The sequence below is a fragment of the Streptomyces sp. H39-S7 genome (assembly GCF_027158205.1).
Taxonomy (GTDB): domain Bacteria; phylum Actinomycetota; class Actinomycetes; order Streptomycetales; family Streptomycetaceae; genus Actinacidiphila.
Map to the genome: position 1 here is coordinate 1 of NZ_JAPVLU010000032.1, position 24,706 is coordinate 24,706.

A 24,706-nucleotide genomic window follows, 5' to 3' on the forward strand; every position below is an offset into this window, starting at 1 on the left:
CCTGAGGCGAGGAGTCGGCGGGCGTAGTTCAGGGCGAGGAGTCCTGAGGCGCGGCCGGCGGCGACGGTGGTGTTCGGGCCTTTCAGGCCGTACCAGATGGCACACTGCCCCGCCGCACAGTTCATGACGGTGTTGGGGAACTTCGAAGGGTCGATGTAGAAGGGCTCCTCCTGGACGAACGTGTCCCGGGTGAGGTCCATCATGCTCTGGGCGCTGCCGGTGTTGGTCCCCAGTACCAGCGCCGCCCGCTCATCGCCGACGACCGGTCCTGACCGCACCGATTCCCCCATCAGGCCGCCGATGGCGGTGACGGCCAGGCCGGTGACCCGGTCCATGGACCGGGTGCCCTTCTTGCCCAGCACCTTTCTGATGTCGAAGTCCGGTACGAGGCAGGCCTGTTCGTCCGGGCCCGTCCAGGTGTCGGAGTCCAGGACCGTGACCGTGGGCCGGCCCGACCGCACGCCCTCGATGAATGCCTCACGGCCGATCCCGAACGGCGACACCGCCGACCAGCCGGTGATCACCGGACCTCGCACCGTAGTGACCATCCCGCTCACAGCAGAATCACTCTCCATAGGTAGAACACAGCTCAGAGGAAAAAGACGGTGCGGTAGTCGGACCAGCGGGCGGCCATGGAACCCGCTGCCACCCGCCGCACCCCGGGCAACAGGCTCTCCTCGCTCGTCAGCCCGTAAGCGGACAGGTCCGGCTCCTCGGCCCAGACACCGACGCCGGAGCCCACCAGGACGTCCAGGCCCTTCCGGGGGTCGGTCACCGTGGTGAAGGCGTGTCCGCCCAGGCGCAGTTCCGGAGCCCGGCCGGCCTGGGCCGCATACGTGACAGCCGGTCCGCGCAGCAGTACGTCCAGCCCGCCGAGGTGGCGGTGGAAGAGGAAGGCGCAGTACAGAGCGTCGGAGAACTGGGTCTCCAGGGCTCCTCGGTGGGCACGTTCGATGATCGCGAGAGCGCGCCCGGAATCCGCCGTCATCACAGCACTCCCATCACATGACACCGAGGTACAAGGTCTTGTCCGCGGCGGCGACATGCTCCGCGAACTTTGCCGGCGCACGCAGCGGCACTTCGGGGATATGGGCGATCGCACCCCGGTCATCACTGCAGAACCGGCAGGCGTACCAGTGGAGCCGGTCCGGGAAGGCCGTGAGCATGCCCTGGACAAGCGCCGCCATGGACGGGTACTCGGTGGACCATTCGGCCAGATTGCGCGGCTTGCTCTGCCCGAGGCCCTGCTGCGTCAGCATGGTCGCGTACCCACAGGCCCATATCTGCACCGCGGCGCCGCCCTCCAGGAGGGACTGGGCCAGCCGCAACGCGCTGGTGATGAGGTCACTCTCATGGGGCGACCCCATCACCGTCATGAGGACATCCGTGTGCGGAACCTTCGTCGGCATCAGTGCCACACCACCTTCACAGCGGGGTCCAGCACGCGGGCCGAGACCTCGGACATGCCGACGACCCGGGCGGACGGCAGAAGGTCCGAGTCGGACAGCCCGCGCTGGGCGAGTGAGAAGTCGTCCACCCAGATCTCACCACCGGCCTCAGCCACCTCCCGGGTGCCCGCCGACGCTGAAGGATCCCGTACCGCGGCGCCGACGCCGTCCTGGATGAGCAAGAGCTGTACCGGATGGCCGATACGGGCCAAATCACGTGCGTCGCGCAGGAACGCGGCGCAGGACGGACCGGTCCACGGGCCCTTGCTCTCCATCAGAAGATGGGGAGCAAGGGCGGGCCGGGTGTCCACCCTGTCCTCCTCTTCACCGTTCACCAACCTGGCACCCTCGTCCGTTCGGCATGTTGTCGCGATATGCGTTGCGGGATGACTTCTCCGGCACGGCCAGCATCACCGCGTCCCGCGCCGGATCCCAGGGGCGTTGCATGGTCCTGCCAGAATGAGCCTCAGCTCAGGAACCGCTCGATGAGATCGGCCGCCGTAGTCGCTCCGCCGGCCTGCTCGATGTGACCGCGCATCACGGCCAGCTGCGCCGAGACCTCCGGATCGGCGACCACGGCGTGCACTGCCTCGCGCAACCGCTCCGCACTGACCTCGGCGAGGGGGAGGTGACGCCCCAGGCCGAGCAACTCGATCTGGTGGGCATTCACGAACTGGTCGTTCACCTGGGGCACCGCCACCATCGGGACCCCGTGCGACATGGCTTCCAGGGCGGAGCCCATGCCGGCGTGGGTGATGAAGGCCTTCGCCCTTGCAAGCACCCGCAGTTGCGGAACGCTGACATGTGTTTCGACATTGCCGGGAAGAGGCCCGAGGACGGCGGGGTCGAGCTCATGGCCGATGGCCAGGACCACATGCCATTCCGAGTCCTTGAAGGCCTCGATGCACTGGCGGTAGAACTCGGGCTGGTTGCTGCCGGCCGACCCGAGGGCGACCAGCAGAACAGGCCGGTCGTCGTCCGGGGCCTGCCATTCCCCCTGGAACTCCCGCTCCGCCAGGCACGGCCCGACAAAGGCGAACCGGTCGCCGACGTCCTCGTGGTTGAACTGGAACTCCCGTGGCAGCACGACCAGGCAACGCTCCGGAAGCCCGGTGTAGTCGTCGATCGGGAGATCGAGACCGCCCGCGTCCAGGAACGCACGGAACCGGAGACGATGCTCTTCCCACCGGGGCTCGCCGTCCAGCAGGGCATGCAGACCCTTGAGCTGCTGTGCCCGCTCCTCGGGAAGGGCGTCGGACACGTGCGTCGAGGAGAGACAGATGGCCGGGACGTTCCAGCGGTGCGCCAGCCACCGTGCGGTCAGCGCGCCGAAATCGTGCAGCACCAGGTCCGGCCGGTCATGGTCGAAGGCCGCCAACTGGCCTGGAAGGATCGCGACCGCCTCGTCGAGAGCGATGGACGCCATCGCCACCGGGTCGTCCGAGGGCCAGTCCTCGGCCCGCTTCGCGGACGGCAGGGTCGTGGCATACGGAACGAGTTCGGCGCCCGCCGAGGCGATCTGCGCCGCGAATTCCTCAGTGATCGCGTAGCTGACCCGGTGTCCTCGCCGTACGAGTTCGGCGACGATCGCGAGGGTCGGCGTGACATGCCCGTACGCCGGGATGTTGAACAGGGCGATATGGGCCGGAGGCTGATCCGGTCTTCGCGCGCCGGACGGGTGGGGTGGTTTCCAGGGCATGCTTCCTCCTGCTGATTCTTCGGGTTCTTCTGGTCTTCTGGTCTTCGGGTTCTCAGGTGATGTCAGTGGGTGAGCGCGGCGGAGAATTCATCCCGGGTCGCGGTGACGGGGAGCCGCAGGGCGCCGAGCATGTCGCCGGTGTCCAGGAAGGTGATGTCACGGCTCCGGTCCACCCGGACATCCGCATAGCGGTCGAGCAGGAGATTAAACGCGATCCTGCCTTCGAGTCGCGCCAGCGGTGCACCGATGCAGAAGTGGATTCCCTTGCCGAATCCTGCATGCCGGTTCGGGCTGCGGTGGATGTCGAAGCGTTCGGCGTCGGGGAACTGCGCCGCGTCACGGTTCGCGGAGGAAACCCATATCTTCACCAATGAGCCGGCGGGAATGTACTCGTCGCCGAGTTCCGTGTCGCAGGTGGTCATGCGCACGAAGCTGCTGAACGAGGGGCGAAGGCGAACGATCTCCTCGATGGCCTTCGGGACGAGGGTGCGGTCGGCGCGCACCTTGGCCCAGTCGCCGGGGGACCGGTCGAACAGCAGGATGATGTTGGAGATCAACGCGGCGGTCGTGGTGATGCCGCCCATCAGCAGCACACCCGCGAAGCCGACGATCTCGGCGTCCGTGAGGCGACGCCCTTCGACCTCCGCGCCGATCAGCAGGCTGATGAGATCGTCCTGCGGGGCGGCGCGCCGCTTGCGGATGATGTCGAACATATAGGCGTTGAGCGTCCGCAGGTTCATGGCCGCGGCCATGACTCCGTCCATGCTGGCGTCGCTCGCGTGCAGCAGGTTCGCCCACTCCGCGAAGAGCGAGGCGTCCTCGCGGTCGGCTCCGAGAATGTCCGTGATCACGGCGACGGGGAACGGCGACGCGAAGTCCACAGCGAGGTCGAACTGTTCCTTGTCGCCCACGCCGTCGATCAGTTCCGTCGCTATCCCGGTCAGCCGGTCCTCCAGCCCGGCGATGTACCGGGCGCTGAAGACCTTGCTGACCACGCCACGGAACTTCCCGTGCTGCGGATCGTCCATCCCCGCGATGTTCCCCTGGAAGAAGACGTCGTAGTCCTCCTGCGGTGGGGTGATCGCGGAGAGGTCGTTACTGAATATTTCAGGGTTGGATACGATATGCATCGTCTCGGCGTGGCCGAACACCGACCACGTATTGGTCGCGGGGTCGTAGGAGACCGGTTCGGTGTCCCGCATGCGCCGCAACCATGCGAAGAAATCCGCGTTCGCCTCGTCCGGTACCAGGCCGTTCACGATGTCGATTCCACTCATCAGATTCTTCCCCTCGCCCAATTCGGTCAGGAACCGGTGCCGGTGCCGGCGACGGGCCCGGTTCCGGGCCCGTCGATGGATTCCAATTTCTCCGCCAGGATCCTGCCGATCTCGGCGAGCGGCCCCGGCTTCATCAGATCGGTGTGCTTGCGGTCGATCTCACGGGTTTCGATCGTCCCTCCGACATAAGGGCGCCACGACTCGGGTGTCGGCGAAATATCGATCTTGTCCAGCGTTGCCACGACCAAAAGGATGCTCCCGTCGAAATGACCGGGGGTGAAATTGTTGAACATGGCGCTGTTGTTCGCGTAAATCCTGCTGATGGCTGTGATGTGACGCTCCTCCAGCATCGCCATCGCGCTGCCGAGCCGCTGCAGGACCTCCGTGACGCGGGCGTGCGTCAGCGGTGCCTTGCCGAGGTACCTGCGGTCGTAGCCGACCCAGCTGAGCAGGTCGGCCAGCACGTCCTGCTCGTCGATGGGCGGCATCCGCTGGCCGGGATAGGTGTCCAGAATGCCGAGGAGGTCGACCCGCTCGCCGAGCTGCTGCAGCCGGGTTGCCATCGCATGGGCGATCACGCCCCCCGCGGAGTATCCGACGAGGCGGTAAGGCCCGGCCGGCTGGACCGTACGGATCTGTTCGACGTACCCGGCCGCCATCTCCTCGATGGATTCCGGGATCTCCTCCTGGCTGTCCAGGCCCTGCGCCTGCAAGCCGTAGAGCGGGTAGTCCTGGCCCAGATGCCTGATGAGCCCGGAGTAGCACCAGCTCATGCCACCTGCCGGATGCACGCAGAACACCGGCGTGCGGGTCCCGGACGGCTTCAGCGGCAGCAGGACGTCGAGCGCCCCGCCGCGTTCGGCGTCGTCGCTCAGGTGCTCCGACAGTGCGGCGGGAGTCGGAGCTTCGAAGAGGCTGCGGATGGTCAGCTCGACGCCGAAGGTCGCCTGGATGCGCTTGAGCAGTCGGGTGGCGAGGAGGGAGTGGCCGCCGAGGTCGAAGAAGTTGTCGTCGATGCCGACACGTGGTGTGTCGAGGACTTCGGCGAAGAGCCCGCAGAGGATCTCTTCCTGGGGGGTGCGGGGGCCGCGGGTAGTGGTGCTGGTGGGAGTCTCGGGTGCGGGGAGGGCCTTGCGGTCCAGCTTGCCGTTGACGGTCAGGGGCAGTGCATCCAGGATCACGAACGCTGAGGGCACCATGTAGTCGGGCAGGGCGGTGGCTGTATGGGCGCGGAGTGCGGCCGGGTCGGGCGTGGAGTTGGTGGCCGGCGCGAGATAGGCGACCAGCCGCTTGTCGCCGGGCCGGTCTTCCCGGACGACGACCGCGGCGTGGCCTACTGCCGGGTGGGCGGAGAGTACGGCTTCGATCTCGCCCAGTTCGATGCGGAAGCCGCGGATCTTGACCTGGTCGTCGGCGCGGCCGACGAATTCCAGGACGCCGTCGGCGGTCCATTGGGCGACGTCGCCGGTGCGGTACATGCGGGTGCCGGCAGGTCCGTAGGGGTCCGCGACGAACCGCTCGGCGGTCAGTGCTGCTCGGTCGAGGTATCCGCGGGCCAGGCCGGCGCCGGTGACGTAGAGCTCGCCGGCGGTGCCGGGGGGTGTCAGGCGCAGGGCGCCGTCCAGGACGTAGGCGCCCAGGTCCCGCAGGGGCTGTCCGATGACGCTCGCCGTACTGCCACCGTTCCCACCGTCTCCCTCTGTCTGTGTCAGGTCGGGGTGCAGTGGCATGTAGCTGACGTGGACGGTGGTTTCGGTGATGCCGTACATGTTGATCAGCGTTGGGGCGTTGTGGGGGTGGCGGTCGTACCAGTCGGTGAGGCGCCACAGGTCGAGTGCTTCGCCGCCGAAGACGACGTACCGCAACGCGAGATCACGGCCAATCTCGGGTGCTTCGCGGTCGGCCTGCATGAGTTGGTAGAACGCGGACGGCGTCTGGTTGAGGACGGTGACGCTTTCGGTGACGAGCAGGCGCAGGAATTCCTCCGGCGAGCGGCTGACGGCGAACGGCACCACGACCAGGCGCCCGCCGTGCAGCAGCGCTCCCCACAGTTCCCACACGGAGAAGTCGAACGCGAAGGAATGGAACAGCGTCCACACATCGTCCGGGCCGAAACCGAACCACCCCTCCGTGGAGGAGAACAGGCGCACCACATTGTGGTGCGGGACCACCACACCCTTCGGGCGCCCGGTCGACCCCGACGTGTAGATGACATACGCGGCCGATCCGCCGCGCAGAGGCCCCGTGCGTTCATCGCCGTGAATGTCCGCAGTGGAATACGCGGAGAGATCCGCCGCAAAAGTCGTGGTGTCCAGGACCAGGGCCGGTGCGGCGTCGCCCAGGATGACCGCGATGCGGTCCGCGGGGTAATCGGGGTCGACCGGAACATACGCGGCGCCGGCTTTGAGGACCGCGAGCACCGCGACCACCAGATCCACCGACCGCGGCAGAACCAGGCCCACCAACCGCTCCGGGCCCACGCCCTGCCCGATCAGCCAGCGTGCCAGCCGATTCGCCCGCCCGTTCAACTCCCCGTACGACACCGCCTCCGCACCGAACGCCACCGCGACACTCTCCGGCGACCGCCCCACCTGCGCCTCGAACAACTCCACAATGGTGACGGAGGGGTCCGCGGCGACAGCGTCGTTCCGCCCCTGGAGCGCCTGGTGGCGCTCGGCCGGAAGCAACAACTCGACCTGACCCACCGGCCGGTCGGTGCCGGCCACGACAAGGGCGTGCAGGAATCCGAGGAAGCGCTCCTGGTGGGCGGCGAGCTCCGCGTCGCTGTAGAGATCTGGGTTGCCCTCGAAGTCGATCTTCAGCGAGCCGTCGTCGCTCTGGTCGTAGACGACCACCGCCAGGTCGTCGACCGGGCCCAGGTTGAGGGTGTGAGCGGTGGCCCGGTGGCCGGCGAAGCGCAGCGCGTCTCCGAACATCATGATGTTGACCTGCGGGCCGACCAGCCGCTGATCGTCCCGCAGCAGCCCGAGGTCGCGCCGTACATCCTCGTACCGGTACCGCTGGTGCTTCATGGTGCGCCGCATCTCGCCGAACACGTACACCAGGAGTTCCCGCAGGCTCATCTCAGGGCGTACGGACAGTCGTAGCGGCAGCATGTTCGACACCATTCCCGGCGTCGAGCGCGCGGCCCGGCCCAGCCGGGTGGTGACGGGAAGGCCGAGGATGGCTTCCTCGCCACCGGTCATGCTCTGCAGGTACGCCGCGAAGACCGCGGTGATGACGGGGGGCCACGGCACCCCGGCCTCATCGGCCGCCGCCCGCAGCGCCTTCGTGGTCTCCGGGTCCAGCTGCACCGTACGACGGGTGAGCCGCTGGGGCATGGACGGCTGCTTGCCGGACAGCCCCGCGGGTTCCGGGCGGTCGGCGCAGTGCTCGCGCCAGAACGCCCCGTCCCGTGCGAAGTGCTCCGACGCACGGTAGGCGGCGTCTGCCTCCACCAGCTCGCGCAGCGGGTGGAACGAGGCATCAGGGCACGGCGTTCCGTCGACCAGGTTTGAATAGACCTCCGCCACCCGCTGGGCGACCAGTGCACCGCTGAAGCCGTCCAGTGCGATGTGGTGGCAGCGCAGGTACCAGCGGAAACGCTCGGGTGCCGTCTCGATCAGCGCGAAGAGGAACAGCGGACCTTCGGTGAGGTCGACCGGCTGGACCAGATCGGCCCACATCCAGCGCTCGGCGGCGGCCTGAGGATCGGACTCGCCGCTGACATCGACCACTCGCACCGACCAGTCGGGATCCGGGTCGACGAGCTGCTGGACACCGTCGGCGTCCTCGACGAAGCGAATCCGCAGCGCCTCGGTCTCCCGCACCACCTGCCGCAACGCCGTCTCGAACAACGCCGCGTCGACCCGCCCGTGGATCTCCAGGTACTGGCCCCCGTTGTAGATCGGGTTCTCCGGCTCGAGACGCTGGGCGAACCACATCCCGGACTGGGCGGCCGTCAGGGGAAGCCGGGCCGGCGGAGCGGTTGGCCGCGGCGCCGCCGGCGGAGTCGGTGAGGGGGACGCCAAGGGGGTCACCTGGACGGTCGCCCGGTGGTCGGACATGTTGTTCTCCTCGGTTCGATCCGGGCTCACCGGGTGTTCTTCAGCTTCTTCCGCAGCACGGGCCCGTACTGCTCCACCGCGTGCGGTTGTGTCATCTCTCCGTGGTGGCAGGCGATGTCGTGGACCTCGACCTGGCCGCCCACGAAGCGCTTCCAGGACATCGGGTCGATTCCGATGGCTTCCGTGTCCGCCGCGGCGCGGAAGAAGAGCACATCGCCTTCGAACCGGCCGGGGGTGTACTCCTCGCTGATGCGGATCAGGTTGCGATACACCGCATAGACGTTCTCCAGCCGCTCCCCGTCCAGCGCGGCCAGCGGTGATCCGGCGGCCCGCAGGGCGTCCATGACATGCTCACCCTCCAGGAGGACGTCCGGGGACGTGATGCCCGCCGTTTCCAGGAGCTCGGCCAGGAACCGCTGCTTGTCGGGCTCTTCCGCGGCCGGATTCACATCCAGTGGATAGGAGTCCAGCAGGCACAACACCGCGACCTCTTCGTCCGCCGCCTGGAGCCGGGCCGCCATTCCCTGTGCCACGGCGCCGCCGAAGGACCAGCCCAGCAGGTGGTAGGGCCCGTGGGGCTGGACGGACCGGATCCGGTCGAGATAGTCGTCCATCAACTCGTCGAAAGAAGAGGGTAGTTCCGTGACGTCGAGCAGGCCGCGGGCCTGGATCGTGTAGACCGGCCGATCCTCGTCGACCCCGCGCAGCAGCCCGGAGTAGGGCCAGCCGATGCCCATCCCCGGGTGGACGCAGAACAGCGGCGACTGCTGCCCGTGGGTCCGCATCGGCAGCAGCACGTCCAGCGAATCGCCGCTGTCGTCCCGGTCGAGCCCGGCCGCCAGCCCGGCGACGGTCGGCGCGTCGAAGAGACTGCGGATCGTCACCTCGGCGCCGATCGCCGCCCGGATACGGGCGGCGAGGTCGACGACCAGCAGGGAGTGGCCGCCGAGGTCGAAGAAATTGTCGTCGATGCCGACCTCGGGCAGGCGCAGCACTTCCGCGAAGACCGCACACAGCACCTCCTCCCGCGCGGTGCGCGGCGGGCGGTGGGAGACGGCGGTGAAGGACGGCGCGGGCAGTGCCTTGCGGTTCACTTTGCCGTTGGGCGTCAGGGGCAGCGCGTCCAGCACGACCACGGCCGCCGGCACCATGTACTCCGGCAGCGCCTCGGCCACATACGCGCGCAGCACCACCGGATCGGAGGACTGCTCGCCGGCTTCGGCGGGCACCACGTACCCCACCAGTTGCTTACGGTCCTGGGAATCGTCACGGGCGACCACGACGGCCTGGGCCACTTCCGGGTGGCCGGCCAGTACGGCCTCCACCTCGCCGAGCTCGACCCGGAAGCCGCGGATCTTCACCTGGTCGTCGGTACGTCCGACGAATTCCAGGTTCCCATCGGCACGCCACCTGACCACGTCGCCGGTGCGGTACATCCGGGATCCCGGCGGGCCGTACGGGTTGGCCACGAAGCGCTCGGCGGTCAACGACGGACGATTCAGATAGCCGCGCGCCAGCCCGGCTCCGGCGATGTAGAGCTCACCCGCCACCCCGCGCGGAACCAGCGACAGCGCCGCGTCGAGTACGTGGACCTGGGTGTTCCATACGGGGCGCCCGATGGGTGGGGCGGTTGCGGAGGGCGACAAGGGGGCGCTCATGGTTGCTGCGACGGTGGATTCCGTCGGGCCGTACGCGTTGATCATTCGGCGGCCGGAGGACCAGCGCGCGACCAGCTCCGCGGAACACGCCTCACCGCCCACCACCACCGTCTCCAGACCCGACCCGTCGGCATCCGGAAGTGTGGCCAGCACGGCGGCAGGCAGCATGAGGTGGGTGATCGCGGACTCGGCTACGAGGGACGCGAGTTCCTCACCCAACGGCTGCCCGGGTCCGGCGGACAGCACGAGAGTCGCCCCGGCGAGAAGGGTCATGGCGACATCGCCCACCGAGGGGTCGAAGGTGACCGCCACCCATTGCAGGACACGGCTGGTCCCGTCGATGCGCAACCGGTCGATGTGCGTGGCGGCGAAGCTGGCGATCCCATGGTGGGTGACGACGACGCCCTTGGGGGTGCCGGTGGAACCCGACGTGTAGATCACATAGGCCGGGCTGTGCGACGTCAGGGGGGCCAGCCGTTCCGCGTCACCGACATCCGCGCCCGAGTACCGGCTCACGGCCTCGGCGGTGGCCTCCGTATCGAGGACGAGCCGCCGCACTGAGGTGCCGGGCAGCGCGTCACCGCTCTCCACCGTGGTGAGGAGGAGGGTGGGTGTGGCGTCGTCGAGGGTGTAGGTGATGCGTTCTGGGGGATAGGTGGGGTCGATGGGGAGGTAGGCGGCGCCGGTTTTGGTGATGGCGAGGAGGGCGATGAGTTGTTGTGTGGAGCGGGGGATGGCGAGGGCGATGAGGTGTTCGGGGCCGGCGCCGTGGGTGATGAGGTGTCGGGCGAGTTGGTTGGCGCGGGTGTTGAGTTCGGTGTAGGTGAGGGTGTCGGTGCCGCTGATCAGGGCGGTGTTGTGGGGTGTGCGGGTGGTCTGGGCTTCGAAGAGTTCGGGCAGGGTGGCGGCGGGTAGGGCGTGGGTGGTGTCGTTCCAGCCGGTGTGGAGTTGCTGCCGTTCGTCCGCGCCGAGTACGTCGATCTGGCTGATCGGCTGTTGGGGGTCGTTGACCACTGATTTCAGCACTCGGATCAGCCGGGTCACGATCGACTCGGCCGTCTCCCGGTCGAACAGATCCACGCTGTAGGAGAGCCCACCACGGATTCCGGCCGCGGCACCCGCCTCGTCATAGCTGTCGACCAGCTCCACCGCCAGGTCGAAGATCCCACTGCTGCGGGCCATGGGTTCCTGGGTGATGTGCAGGTCGGGGAGGTGGAGGGTTGCTGGGGGGTTGTTCTGGAGGGCGAGCATGGTTTGGAAGAGGGGGTGTCGGGTGGTGGTGCGTTCGGGGTTGAGGATTTCGACGAGGCGTTCGAAGGGGAGGTCTTGGTGGGTGTAGGCGGTGAGGTTGGTGGTGCGGGTGCGGTGGAGGAGTTCGTGGAAGGTGGGGTTTCCGGTGAGGTCGGTGCGCAGGACGAGGGTGTTGATGAAGAAGCCGATGAGGGGGTCGAGGGCTTCGTCGGTGCGTCCTGCGATGGGGGTGCCGAGGGGGATGTCGGTGCCGGCGCCGAGTCGGTTGAGGAGGGTGGTGAGGGCGGCTTGGATGACCATGAAGAGGCTGGTGTGGGTGGTGCGGGCGAGGGTGGTGAGTTGGGTTTGTAGTGCGGCGTCGAGGTGGAATACGACGCTGGCGCCGTGGCCGGTGGGGTTGGCGGGGCGCGGTCGGTCGGTGGGGAGGGTGAGCTCTTCGGGGAGTCCGGCCAGGGTGGTGGTCCAGTGGGCGAGTTGCTGGGCGATGGGGGAGGCGGGGTCCGTTTCGTCGCCGAGGGTGTCGTGCTGCCACAGGGCATAGTCCGCGTACTGCACCGGCAATGGTGCCCAGGTGGGTGCGGTGCCGGTGAGTCGGGCGGTGTAAGCGGTGGACAGGTCACGGGCCAGGGGTGCCAGAGAGGCGCCGTCAGCTGCGATGTGATGGACGGTCAAAAGGAGGACGTGTTCGGCGGGCGCGACTCGGAACAGGTGGGCGCGTATCGGCACGTCCACGGTGAGGTCGAAGGAACGCCCGGCCTCGGCGGTCAGCGCCGCCGGGAGTCCTGCCTCTGCGACGTCCGACTGCGCGAGCGTGACATCGGGTGAGGCGAGTACGACCTGGCGGGCGACGCCGTCGACCTCGGGGAACACCGTCCGCAGGCTCTCGTGCCGACCCACCACATCCGCCAGCGCCGACCCCAGCGCCACCGGGTCCACGTCACCCGAGAGCCGGAGCCCGAACGGCAGGTTGTAGGCGGTGTTGCCGGTGTCGAAGCGGTTGAGGAACCAGAGGCGACGCTGGGCGAACGACAGCGGGACGGCCTCCGGCCGTTCGAACGGCCGCACGCCCGCCCGCGCGCTGCCCGCGTCTGCCAGAGCGCCGGCCAGCCGGGCCACCGTCGGCGCCTCGAACAGCGCTCTGATGGCGAGTTCCACGCCCAGGGTGGATCGGATCCGCGACACCAGTCGGGTGGCGAGCAGGGAGTGGCCGCCCAGGTCGAAGAAGCTGTCGTCGATGCCGACACGAGGAGCACCGAGAACCTCGGCGAACAGCCCGCAGAGGATCTCTTCCTGGGGGGTGCGGGGGCCGCGGGTAGTGGTGCCGGCGGGGGTCTCGGGTGCGGGAAGGGCCTTACGGTCCAGCTTGCCGTTGACGGTCAGGGGCAGTGCATCTAGGGCCACGAAGGCAGAGGGCACCATGTACTCGGGCAGTGCCTCGGCCAGCTGCGTGCGCAACTGCGCAGGATCCAACGTGGCACCGCTGCCCGCCACGACATAGGCGACCAGTCGTTTGTCGCCCGGCTGGTCCTCGCGGACGACGACCGCGGCATGCCCTACTGCCGGGTGGGCGGAGAGTACGGCTTCGATCTCACCCAACTCGATGCGGAACCCGCGGATCTTCACCTGGTCGTCGGCGCGGCCGACGAACTCCAGCACGCCGTGCTCAGACCACCGGGCGACATCACCGGTGCGGTACATCCGCCCGCCCGCCGGACCGAACGGGTCCGCGACGAAACGCTCCGCCGTCAGCCCCGCACGCCCCAGATACCCACGAGCCAGCTGGATGCCCGCGAGATACAGATCTCCCGTCACTCCCGCGGGCACGGGCCGCAGTGCCGCATCGAGCACATACGCCCGGGTGTTGCTCAGCGGCCGGCCGATCGGCGGGGCGCTCCCTATCTCGCCGTCGGTCCACCAGCCGGTGGCGTAGACCGTGGTCTCCGTGGGGCCGTAGACATTGGCGAGCCGTGAGCTCGCGAGCGCCCGCTTGATGTCCGAGGCCGCCTGCTCGCCCAGACCCTCGCCCGCCAGGACCACGGTGTCTGCCAGGGTCCGGATGTCCCCTTGTGCGACGAGCTGTGCGAGCGCCGACGGTACGCCGCTGACCAGCGACGCCCGGCTGCCTGCCGGCCGGTCCGCCAGGGCCAGCAGGTCGCGCAGCACCTCGACGGTGCCACCGCAGAGCAGCGGCCCGAAGATCTCGAAGACCGATACGTCGAAGTTCAGCGACGTGGTGAACAGCACGTGCCGTAGCCGCTCAGGTCCGAATTCCCGGACGGCCCAGCCCGCCAGGTTCGCCACATTCTCCTGCGGGACCAGCACGCCCTTGGGGCGGCCGGTGGAGCCGGAGGTGTAGATGACGTAGGCGGGGTTCTGGGGGCGCAGCGGTGCCGCGCGGTCCTCGTCCGAGGGGTTCGCCACCGGCAGCGCGCCGAGCGCTTCACGGGTGTTCCGCGCGTCGAGGACGACCAGCGGCGCCGCGGTGTCCGGCAGCTTCCCGGCCGCGACGCCGGTCGTGAGGACGACGGCCGGTGCGGCGTCCTGCAGCAGGTAGGCGATCCGGTCCGCCGGATAGCCCGGATCCACCGGCAGGTATCCGGCACCCGCCTTCAGCACCGCGAGTACGGCGACCAGCAGGTCGGCGGAGCGCGGCAGGGCCAGCGCCACCAATTGCTCGGGCCCTGCTCCCCGCGCGATCAGGTGGTGGGCCAGCCGGTTGGCGCGGGCGTTGAGCTCCGCGTACGAGAGCGACTCGTCGCCGTACAGCACCGCGGTGGCGCCCGGGGTGCGCTCCACCTGCGCTTCGAACAGCTCCGGCAGCGTCCCCGCGGGCATCGGCCGTGCCGTCTCGTTCCACTCCACCAGCACCCGGTGGCGCTCGGCCGGGTCCAGGACGTCCACCGCACCGACCCTGCCGTCGGGGTCCGCCGCGACGGCCTCGAAGAGCGACCGCAGCCGCTCGGCGAACGCGGCGACCGTTGCGGCGTCGAAGAGTTCCGGCCGGTAGGCCAGCCGCATCCGGAGCCGGCTGCCGGACATCGCGGCAAGGCTCAGCGGATAGTGGGTCGAGTCCCGGCCGCCGACGTCCGAGATCCGCAGGCCGGCGAAGGAGGAGTCCAGAGCGGCCGGATCGACCGGGTAGTTCTCGAAGACGACCAGGGTGTCGAAGAGGGCGCCGACTCCTGCGATCCGTTGGATGTCGGTCAGTCCGAGGTACTGGTGTTCCATGAGTTCGGTCTGCTGGTTCTGCAGCCGGGTGAACAGTTCCGTGAGGGAGTCGGCGGGATCCAGCCGTACCCGGACCGGCAGGGTGTTGATGAACAGTCCGACCATCGTTTCCACGCCCGGCAGTTCCGGCGGGCGGCCGGAGACCGTCGCGCCGAACAGCACGTCGTCGCGACCGGTCAGCGACGCCAGCAGCAACCCCCAGACACCCTGCACCAGGGTGTTCATCGTCCAGCCACGACCCCGCGCCACCGCCGACAGCTCCGCCGTCAACTCCTCCGACAGCTCCAGGGACAGGCCTTCCGGCGCCACCGGCTCGTGGCCCGTGGCGCCGGACGCCAGCAGGGTGGGTTCCGCGACTCCGTCCAGCACCTGACGCCAGGCCTCTTCGGAGGAGCCGCGGTCCTGCCGGGCCAGCCACGCCAGGTAGTCCCGGTACGGGGTCACCACCGGCAGGCCGCTCTCGTCCCCGCGGGCGGCGTACAGCGCGAAGAGGTCGCCCGTGACCAGGGGCGACGACCATCCGTCCATCAGGATGTGATGGTTCGTCATCACCAACTGGTGCTGCTCCGGTGCCAGTTTGACCAGGGTGAACCGGACCAGCGGAGGACGGGCCATGTCGAACCCGCGCAGCCGGTCCTCGTCGACGATCCGCTGGAACGCCGCCTCCCGCTCCTCCGGACCCAGCGAACTCAGATCGAGCTCGGTCCACGGGAGCCGGACCTGGCGCCGGATGACCTGGACCGGCGGTTCACCGCCCGCCTGACGGAATCCGGCACGCAGCACCGCGTGGCGCTGCACCAGTGCTCCGGCCGCCAACCGCAGGGTGGGCGCGTCCAGCGGCCCGTCCAGCCGGTAGGCGACCTGGACCATGTACGGGTCCGCCGCTCCTGTGTCGTACGAGGCGTGGAACAGCAGGCCTTCCTGGAGGGGAGACAGCGGTAGTACGTCCTCTATCCGGGACTGTTGTGCTGCCTTCACTGTCAGCTGCTCCACTCTTCGTCGGGGTCGTCATCGAGGTCGTCGTCCTCGAGCTCGTCTTCCAAAGCCTCGATCTGGGCCTGGGTCATCGTGACCAGCGAGAGGTCGGACGGGGTGTTCCCGCCGGCTCCGCCCCGGTCCACGTGGGAGACGAGAGCTGCCAGTACCCGCTCCCAGGTCTCGCTGAGGTCGCGCACGTCGGCCTCGCTGAAGAGCATCTGCGGCCAGGACCAGGCGGCCGCCAGCCGCGGCCCGTCCGCGTGGTCCTCGGTGAGCGCGTTCAGCTCCAGTCCGTGCACCATCGGGGCATCCGGGTCCTGGAGACCGGGGACGTCCTCCGGCGCGGGCGACCAGTCCGCCGAGTCCTCGTCGACCGCGGTCAGCCGGCCGAGGTAGTTGAATCCGATCTGCCGGGGCAGCGCGTCGGCGAGGGTCGTCCGGGTCTCCAGGTTGAGGTACCGCAGCATTCCGAAGCCGAGACCGTTGTCCGGCAGCCCGCGCAACTGCTCCTTGACCCGCTTGAGGGCGTCTCCCGCCGCGGGACCGCCCGACCAGAGGTCGTCCCAGTCGACCGCCCCGGGGTCCAGCCGGACCGGGAAGAGGCTGGTGAACCAGCCGACCGTCCGTGAGAGGTCGACGCCCTCGACGAACTCCTCCCGGCCGTGGCCCTCCAGGTCCACCAGTACGGCGCTGTCCGCGTCACCGGTGCGCCGCCGTCGCCAGTCCGCCACCGCCAGCGCCAGCGCGGTCAGCAGCACGTCGTTGACGCCGGCGTTGAAGGCGGCGGGGACCGTGGTGAGCAGCGCGGTCGTGCTCTCGGTGGACAGTTCCTGCGCGACGTAGCGCAGGGTGCTCATCACATCCTGCGTCGGGTCCAGCGGGCGGTCACCCAGCAGTGCGTCCGGTGTCTCCAGGATCTCTTCCCACAGCGGCAGTTCCGCGCCGCGCTTCGCGTCGTGCGCCCCGGCGACCAGGTGTTCGGCCCAGCGCTTGAACGAGGTGCCGACCGGCTGCAATTGCGGCGGGGTTCCCTCGGACACGGCTTTCCATGCGACGGCCATGTCCGTCTCCAGGATGCGCCAGGAGACACCGTCGACGATCAGGTGGTGCAGGACGAGCAGCAAGCGGCCCTGTTGCTGCGGTCCGGCATCGAACCAGACCGCTTGGAACATCGCGCCGTCCTCGGGAACGATCCGCGTTCCCGCCGCCGCGATCTCCTCGGCGAGCAGGGCGGCGTGGGCCCCGGCGTCCAGCCCCGCCACGTCCACCCGCCGGGTGCGCTCGGCGGCGGAGGCCTTCCCGGCGGCGACGACCGCGAGTTCCCACGCGCCGCCGTTCGCCGGACGGACGAGCCGCATGCGCAGCGCGTCATGGTGGTCGAGCAGCGACTGGAGGGTTGCCTCCAGCCGGCCGATGTCCAGGCCCGCGGGGGTCCTGAGGTACTTGGTCTGGGAGAACTTGCCGATCGGACCGCCGCGCTCGCGCAGCCCGTGAATGATCGGTGTCAGCGGCACCTCGCCGACACCGGTGTCGGCGGCCTTGCTCACCTTCCCGCCGACCGCGCCGGCCGCGGCGGCGATCGCCTCGACCGTCTTGTGCTGGAACACGGCGCGGGGAGTGATCGCCAGGCCTGCCTTGCGGGCCCGGCTGACCAGCTGGATGGAGACGATGCTGTCGCCGCCCAGGTCGAAGAAGTTCGCGTCGACCCCGACCTGCGGCAGACCCAGCAACTCCTTGAACAGGGCGCAGAGGATCTCCTCCTGGGGCGTCCGCGGTGCGCGCACCGACGCCTCCGCCCTGAACATGGGCGCGGGCAGTGCCCTGCGGTCCAGCTTGCCGTTGGGCGTCAGGGGCAGCGCGTCCAGCACGACGACGGTCGCCGGCACCATGTACTCGGGCAGGACGTCACCGAGGTGCTTGCGCAGCAGGGCGGTGTCCGGCTCCGAGCCGGAGACCGCGGGCACGATGTAGCCGACCAGCTGCTTCTGGCCCGGCTGCTCCTCGCGCACGGTCGCGGCGGCCCGGCTCACCTCCGGGTGTGCGGCCAGCACGCTCTCGATCTCACCGAGCTCGATCCGGAAGCCGCGTACCTTCACCTGGTCGTCGGAGCGTCCGGTGAACTCCAGCTCACCGTTGGCATGCCACCTGACGAGGTCGCCCGTCCGGTACATCCTGCTGCCCGCCGGCCCGAGGGGATCCGCCACGAACCGCTCGCCGGTCAGCGCCGGCCGGTTCAGGTAGCCCCGCGCGAGCTGGTCGCCCGCGATGTAGAGCTCGCCGGTGACTCCGACGGCGACGGGCGACAGGCTCTCGTCCAGGACATGGACCCGGGTGTTCCACACCGGGCGGCCGATCGGCACGGTCGCCGTACGGTCGGCCCGGCCGGTGAACCTGCCCGCGGCTGCCTGGATCGTCGTCTCGGTCGGACCGTACACATTGATCAGCTGGACGTCCCAGGCCGCGATGACCTGTTCGGCCAGTGCGGCGGGCAGTGCCTCGCCGCCGGAGAGCAGCACCCTGATGCCCTGGCCCCGCTCGTCCAGCGGCATCGCCGCCAGCAGGGACGGGACGAACTGGGCGGCGGTCACGCCGTGGCGTCCGATGAACGTCAGCAGTTGCTCGGGGTCCCGCGTCACCTCGTCGGAGGCCAGGGCCAGCGTCGCACCGGCGAGCAGCGGCAGCCAGAGCTCGCCGCCGGCCGCGTCGAAACCGACCGGAGTACGGCCCAGGACGACATCCGCCCCGGTCAGCTCCGTCTCGGCGCTGAGCCACCGCAGCTGGTTCGCCAGCGCGTGGTGGGTGACGACGACGCCCTTGGGGGTGCCGGTGGAGCCGGAGGTGTAGATGACATAGGCCGGATGCCGTGCGCTGAGGGGGGAGGTCCGACCGGTGGCCGGGAGGTCCGTGTCCGCGTACCCGGCCAACGCCCGCGCGGTGTCCGGGTCGTCGAGCAGCACCCGCTCCATGGGGCCGGTGATACCCGTACGGCTCGTGGTGAGGAGGAGGGTGGGTGTGGCGTCGTCGAGGGTGTAGGTGATGCGTTCTGGGGGATAGGTGGGGTCGATGGGGAGGTAGGCGGCGCCGGTTTTGGTGATGGCGAGGAGGGCGATGAGTTGTTGTGTGGAGCGGGGGATGGCGAGGGCGATGAGGTGTTCGGGGCCGGCGCCGTGGGTGATGAGGTGTCGGGCGAGTTGGTTGGCGCGGGTGTTGAGTTCGGTGTAGGTGAGGGTGTCGGTGCCGCTGATCAGGGCGGTGTTGTGGGGTGTGCGGGTGGTCTGGGCTTCGAAGAGTTCGGGCAGGGTGGCGGCGGGTAGGGCGTGGGTGGTGTCGTTCCAGCCGGTGTGGAGTTGCTGCCGTTCGTCCGCGCCGAGTACGTCGATCTGGCTGATCGGCTGTTGGGGGTTGTCGACCACTGATTTCAGCACTCGGATCAGCCGGGTCACGATCGACTCGGCCGTCTCCCGGTCGAACAGATCCACGCTGTACTGCAGGAAGGCATCGATGCCTTCCTCGGTGCCATCAGCGCCGAACCGCTCGGTGAGGTCCAGAGCGAGATCGAACTTGCTGGTGGTGATGTCGACCGGCTCTTCCGCGGTGTGCAGGTCGGGGAGGTGGAGGGTTGCTGGGGGGTTGTTCTGGAGGGCGAGCATGGTTTGGAAGAGGGGGTGTCGGGTGGTGGTGCGTTCGGGGTTGAGGATTTCGACGAGGCGTTCGAAGGGGAGGTCTTGGTGGGTGTAGGCGGTGAGGTTGGTGGTGCGGGTGCGGTGGAGGAGTTCGTGGAAGGTGGGGTTGCCGGTGAGGTCGGTGCGCAGGACGAGGGTGTTGATGAAGAAGCCGATGAGGGGGTCGAGGGCTTCGTCGGTGCGTCCTGCGATGGGGGTGCCGAGGGGGATGTCGGTGCCGGCGCCGAGTCGGTTGAGGAGGGTGGTGAGGGCGGCTTGGATGACCATGAAGAGGCTGGTGTGGGTGGTGCGGGCGAGGGTGGTGAGTTGGGTTTGTAGTGCGGCGTCGAGGTGGAATACGACGCTGGCGCCGTGGCCGGTGGGGTTGGCGGGGCGTGGCCGGTCGGTGGGGAGGGTGAGCTCTTCGGGGAGTCCGGCCAGGGTGGTGGTCCAGTGGGTGAGTTGCTGGGCGATGGGGGAGGCGGGGTCGGTTTCGTCGCCGAGGGTGTCGTGCTGCCACAGGGCATAGTCCGCGTACTGCACCGGCAATGGTGCCCAGGTGGGTGCGGTGCCGGTGAGTCGGGCGGTGTAGGCGGTGGACAGGTCACGCGCCAGAGGAGCCAGCGACCAACCGTCAGACGCGATGTGATGGATGGTCAGCAACAGGACGTGTTCGGCGGGCGCGACTCGGAACAGGTGGGCGCGTAGCGGCACGTCCACGGTGAGGTCGAAGGAACGCCCGGCCTCGGCGGTCAGCGCCGCCGGGAGTCCTGCCTCTGCGACGTCCGACTGCGCGAGCGTGACATCGGGTGAGGTGAGTACGACCTGGCGGGCGACGCCGTCGACCTCGGGGAACACCGTCCGCAGGCTCTCGTGCCGACCCACCACATCCGCCAGCGCCGACCCCAACGCCACCCGGTCCACAACGCCCTTCAGGCGTACGGCGTGGAAGATGTTGTACGAGCCGCTGCCTTCGTCGAAGCGGTTGAGGAACCACTGCCCGCGCTGTGCGAACGACAGTTCCACGATCTCCGGCCGCACATACGGCCGTACGCCCGCCCGGGCATCGTCCGCGTTCGCCAGTTCCGCTGCCAGCCGGGCCACCGTCGGGGCCTCGAAGAGGGTGCTGATGGCGAGCTCCACGCCCAGCGTGGATCGGATCCGCGACACCAGGCGGGTGGCGAGCAGAGAGTGGCCGCCGAGGTCGAAGAAGTCGTCGTCGATGCCGACACGAGGAGTGCCGAGGATCTCGGCGAAGAGTCCGCAGAGGATCTCCTCCTGCGGAGTCCTGGCGGCCCGCGCTCCCTGACCGGCGGGGGTCTCGGGTGCGGGAAGTGCTTTACGGTCCAGCTTGCCGTTCACCGACAGGGGCAGGGCGTCCAGGATCACGAACGCGGACGGCACCATGTACTCGGGCAGTGACTCGGCCACCCGCGTACGCAGCGCGGCAGGATCCAATGCGGTCCCGGCGCTCGCCACGGCGTACGCCACCAGTCGTTTGTCGCCGGGCCGGTCCTCGCGGACGACGACCGCGGCATGCCCTACTGCCGGGTGGGCGGAGAGTACGGCTTCGATCTCGCCCAGCTCGATGCGGAACCCGCGGATCTTCACCTGGTCGTCGGCGCGGCCGACGAACTCCAGCACGCCGTGCTCGGACCACCGGGCGACATCACCGGTGCGGTACATCCGCCCGCCCGCCGGACCGAACGGGTCCGCGACGAAACGCTCCGCCGTCAGCCCCGCACGCCCCAGATACCCACGAGCCAGCTGGATGCCCGCGACATAGAGCTCCCCTGTCACTCCCGCGGGCACCGGCCGCAGCGCCGCATCGAGCACATACGCCCGGGTGTTCCACACGGGGCGGCCGATCGGGACGGGTTCGGATCCGGCGTCCGGCCGGCAGGCCCAGTAGGTCACATCGACGGAGGCCTCGGTCGGACCGTAGAGGTTGTGCAGTTCCGCGTCGAGGACCTGGAAGAACCGTTCCCGCAGGTCGCCCGGCAGCGCTTCCCCGCTGCAGATCACCCGGCTCAGCCGCGTGCACCGCGCCGCGGTCGGCTCCTGCAGGAACACCTGCAGCATGGACGGTACGAAGTGCGCGGTGGTGATCTCCTCGGCGCGGATCAGCTCGGCCAGATAGGCCGGATCCCGGTGGCCTTCGGGCCGTGCGACCACGAGGGTGGCGCCCTCGGTGAGCGTCCAGAAGAACTCCCAGACCGAGACGTCGAATCCCGACGGAGTCTTCTGCAACACCCGGTCCCGAGGCGTCAGTCCGTATTCCGCCTGCATCCACGCCAGCCGGTTGACGATGCCCTCGTGCGGGACGACCACGCCCTTCGGCCGCCCGGTCGAACCGGAGGTGTAGATGACGTACGCCGCGTCGGCGGCGGACAGCGGTGCCCGGCGTTCGGCATCGGTGACGTCCTCGGCGGCGTACCCGGACTGCTCATCGATGCTGTCCGGCGCGTCCAGGACCAGGATCGCGGTTTCCTGCGCGGTCAGGCCGGCCGCGGTGGCCGCGGTCGTCAGCACCAGCAGCGGCCGGGACTCCTGGAGCAGGTACGCGATCCGGTCGGCAGGATAATCGGGATCCACCGGTACGTAGGCCGCCCCGGTCTTGACCACCGCGAGCAGGGCGACGATGAGTTCCAGCGAGCGCGGTACGGCGAGTGCCACGAACTGCCCGGGTCCCGCACCCCGGTCGATCAGCAGCCTGGCCAGGCGGTTCGCCCGGGCGTTGAGCCCGGCGTACGAGAGCTGCTCGCCCTCGAACACCACAGCGGTGTGCTCCGGGGATCCGGCTGCCCGCGCTTCGAACAGCTCCGGCAGCGTCGCCGACGGCACCGGGTGCGCGGTGTCGTTCCACTCCACCAGCACGCGGTCGCGTTCCGCCGGTGACAGGACGTCGACCTGGCTGATCAGCTGCTCCGGATCGGCGGCCACCGCCTCGAAGATCCGGGTCAGCCGGGCAATCAGCGTCTCCACGGCCTTCCCGTCCAGGAGGTCGGGGCGGTAGCCGAACCGCAGGTGCATCCGCTCGCCCGGGTAGGCGATCAGGCTGAGCGGGTAGTGGGTGGCGTCATGGCCGGAGAAGCCCGAGACCCGGACACCGCCGACGGTCTTCTCCAACTCGCCCGACTCGAAGGGGTAGTTCTCGTAGACGGCCAGGGTGTCGAAGAGGGTGCCGATTCCCGCGATCCGTTGGATGTCGGTCAGTCCGAGGTACTGGTGTTCCATGAGTTCGGTCTGCTGGTTCTGCAGCCGGGTGAACAGTTCCGTGAGGGAGTCGGCGGGATCCAGCCGTACCCGGACCGGCAGGGTGTTGATGAACAGTCCGACCATCGTTTCCACGCCCGGCAGTTCCGGCGGGCGGCCGGAGACCGTCGCGCCGAACAGCACGTCGTCGCGACCGGTCAGCGACGCCAGCAGCAACCCCCAGACACCCTGCACCAGGGTGTTCATCGTCCAGCCACGACCCCGCGCCACCGCCGACAGCTCCGCCGTCAACTCCTCCGACAGCTTCGCCGTGAGCTCCTGCGGCGCCACCCGCACCCGGCTCATGGCGTCCGAGGTCAGCAGGGTGGGTTCGGTGACCCCGGCCAGCGCCGCTCGCCAGACCTGCCCGGCGGCGTCCCGGTTCTGCGCGGCGAGCCAGGCCAGATAGTCCCGGTACGGAGTGACCTTCGGCAGCCCGGCGGCGTCGCCGGTGCTCCCGTAGAGCGCGAAGAGGTCGTTCACCAGCAACGGGAAGGACCAGCCGTCCAGCAGGATGTGGTGCATCGAGAGCACCAGGCGGTGCCGGTCGCCGCCCAGCCGGACCAGGGTGAAGCGCACCAACGGCGGCCGGGTGAGGTCGAAACGCCGGGCGCGGTCCTCGTCCAGCAGCCGCGTGAGCGCCGCATCCCGCTCCCCGGCGGGACGGTCGCTGAGATCGATCTCCCGCCAGGGCAGCTCCACCTGGTGCGGAATCACCTGGACCGGCCTGGTGAGCTTCTCGTGGCGGAACCCGGCACGCAGGTTGGGGTAGCGGACCAGCAGGGATCGTCCGGCCTCGCGCAGGCGCGCCGCGTCGAGTGGACCGTCGAGGTCGAAGCCGAGCTGCACCGTGTAGGCGTCGACCGCCTGCTCGTCGTAGAGGGCAAGGAAGAGGATGCCCTCCTGCAGGGGGGACAGGGGCAGAACGTCGGCGAGTCCCGGCGTGCTCATGAGGAGTTCCTCCACTCGGATTCCAACAGGTCGATTTCGGCCTGCGACAGCGACACCAACGGGAGATCCGAGGGAGTCCAGCCAGTCGCGCCGGCCTGGCCCGTGTGGGCCGAAAGTGCGTTGAGCGCGTCGAACCAGGTTTCGGCGAGCGCCCGGACATCGGGCTCGGCGAGCACCCCGTCCGGCCATGACCAGGTGGCCACCAGCCGCGGTCCGTCCGCTGTACTCCGGGTGAGCACGTTGACTTCGAGGCAGTGCGCGAGTGGCATGGCGGCGTCGGCTCCGGCGCTCAGCACCTCGGCCAGGGGGTCCGCAGTCCAGTACGCGGGCTCCGTGTCCGCAGAGGCGTCGAAGCGGCCCAAGTAGTTGAACGAGATCTGCGGACCCGGGCGGTTTCCGAGGGCCGCCGCGGTCCCGGGGTGGAGGTAGCGCAGCATCCCGTAGCCCAGACCGTTGTCCGGCAGCGCCCGCAGCTGCTCCTTGACGCGCTTGAGCGCGTCCGCGGCGGCGGTCCCTCCGGCCCATACGTCCGCCCGGTCCAGCCGACCCGGATCCAGCCGGACCGGGAAGAGGCTGGTGAACCAGCCGACCGTACGGGAGAGGTCGATGCCCGCCAGGAACTCCTCGCGGCCGTGCCCCTCCAGATCCACCAGTACGGAGGTGTCGTCACCGGCCCCTTGGCGCCGCCTCCAGTCGCCGACGGCCAGGGCGAGGGCGGTGAGCAGCACGTCGTTGACACCGGCGTTGAAGGCGCTGGGCACCGTGGTCAGCACGGGCTCCGCCTGCTCCGGCTCCAGGATCAGGGTGAGTGACCTCGCGGTGCCGGCGGTGTCCCGCGCCGGGTCCAGTCGGCGGCTGCCGAGCAGTCGTTCCGGGCGGCCGGATATGCCGTCCCACACAGGGAGTTCAGCCATGCGAGCGGGTTCCGCGGCCGAGCCGGCGAGGTGCTCGGCCCAGCGGCGGAACGACGTCCCGACCGGCTGCAGCCGCGCGTCGTGCCCGGCTCCCGCCGCCTCCCACGCCTCGGCGAGGTCCGGCAGCAGGATCCGCCAGGAGACGCCGTCGACGACGAGGTGGTGCAGGGCGAGGAGCAGCCGGCCCGCCCGGCCCGGTCCCGCGTCGAACCAGACCGCCTGGACCATGCCTCCGGCTTCGGGCGCGAGCCGGTCCAGCGCCCGGTCCGTTTCCTGCCTGATGAGGGTCGGCAGCCCGTTCTCGTCGGTCCGCGACAC

The 24,706-nt window shown here is 69.4% G+C and carries 10 protein-coding genes; all 10 read right to left on the reverse strand.

All coding sequences use genetic code 11. The features are described from left to right. Nucleotides 1-536 (reverse strand): beta-ketoacyl synthase N-terminal-like domain-containing protein (locus O3X23_RS27535; protein ID WP_331283956.1); only part of this gene is annotated, 536 nt, incomplete at its 3' end. A 53-nt stretch (nt 537-589) separates the two neighbouring features. Continuing rightward, nucleotides 590-988: a hypothetical protein gene (locus O3X23_RS27540; protein ID WP_269274273.1), complete on the reverse strand. Its 399-nt coding sequence runs from the start codon at nt 986-988 to the stop codon at nt 590-592. Between the two features lie 13 nt (nt 989-1,001). Beyond that, nucleotides 1,002-1,409 (reverse strand): hypothetical protein, encoded by a 408-nt coding sequence (locus tag O3X23_RS27545; RefSeq protein WP_269274274.1) that lies wholly within the window; start codon nt 1,407-1,409, stop codon nt 1,002-1,004. Beyond that, nucleotides 1,409-1,759, reverse strand: coding sequence for a DsrE family protein (locus tag O3X23_RS27550; protein ID WP_269274275.1), 351 nt, complete (start codon nt 1,757-1,759; stop codon nt 1,409-1,411). Before O3X23_RS27550 ends, O3X23_RS27545 begins: the two co-directional genes overlap by 1 nt. 155 nt (nt 1,760-1,914) lie before the next feature. Further along, on the reverse strand, nt 1,915-3,147 hold the full coding sequence (locus O3X23_RS27555) for a macrolide family glycosyltransferase (protein WP_269274276.1): 1,233 nt from the start codon (nt 3,145-3,147) through the stop codon (nt 1,915-1,917). A gap of 62 nt (nt 3,148-3,209) precedes the next feature. Further along, nucleotides 3,210-4,424 (reverse strand): cytochrome P450, encoded by a 1,215-nt coding sequence (locus O3X23_RS27560; protein WP_269274277.1) that lies wholly within the window; start codon nt 4,422-4,424, stop codon nt 3,210-3,212. A 26-nt stretch (nt 4,425-4,450) separates the two neighbouring features. Next, the gene (locus O3X23_RS27565) at nt 4,451-8,491 is read right to left on the reverse strand and encodes an amino acid adenylation domain-containing protein (RefSeq protein WP_269274278.1); all 4,041 of its coding nucleotides are present in this window, start codon (nt 8,489-8,491) and stop codon (nt 4,451-4,453) included. Between the two features lie 26 nt (nt 8,492-8,517). After that, the gene (locus O3X23_RS27570; protein ID WP_269274279.1) at nt 8,518-15,606 is read right to left on the reverse strand and encodes an amino acid adenylation domain-containing protein; all 7,089 of its coding nucleotides are present in this window, start codon (nt 15,604-15,606) and stop codon (nt 8,518-8,520) included. Nucleotides 15,607-15,608: 2 nt separating this feature from the next. Continuing rightward, a complete protein-coding gene (locus O3X23_RS27575) occupies nt 15,609-23,474 on the reverse strand; it encodes a non-ribosomal peptide synthetase (protein ID WP_269274280.1) in 7,866 nt (2,621 codons plus the stop codon). Continuing rightward, nucleotides 23,471-24,706 (reverse strand): condensation domain-containing protein (locus O3X23_RS27580; RefSeq protein ID WP_269274281.1); only part of this gene is annotated, 1,236 nt, incomplete at its 5' end. The genes O3X23_RS27580 and O3X23_RS27575, both read right to left, overlap by 4 nt.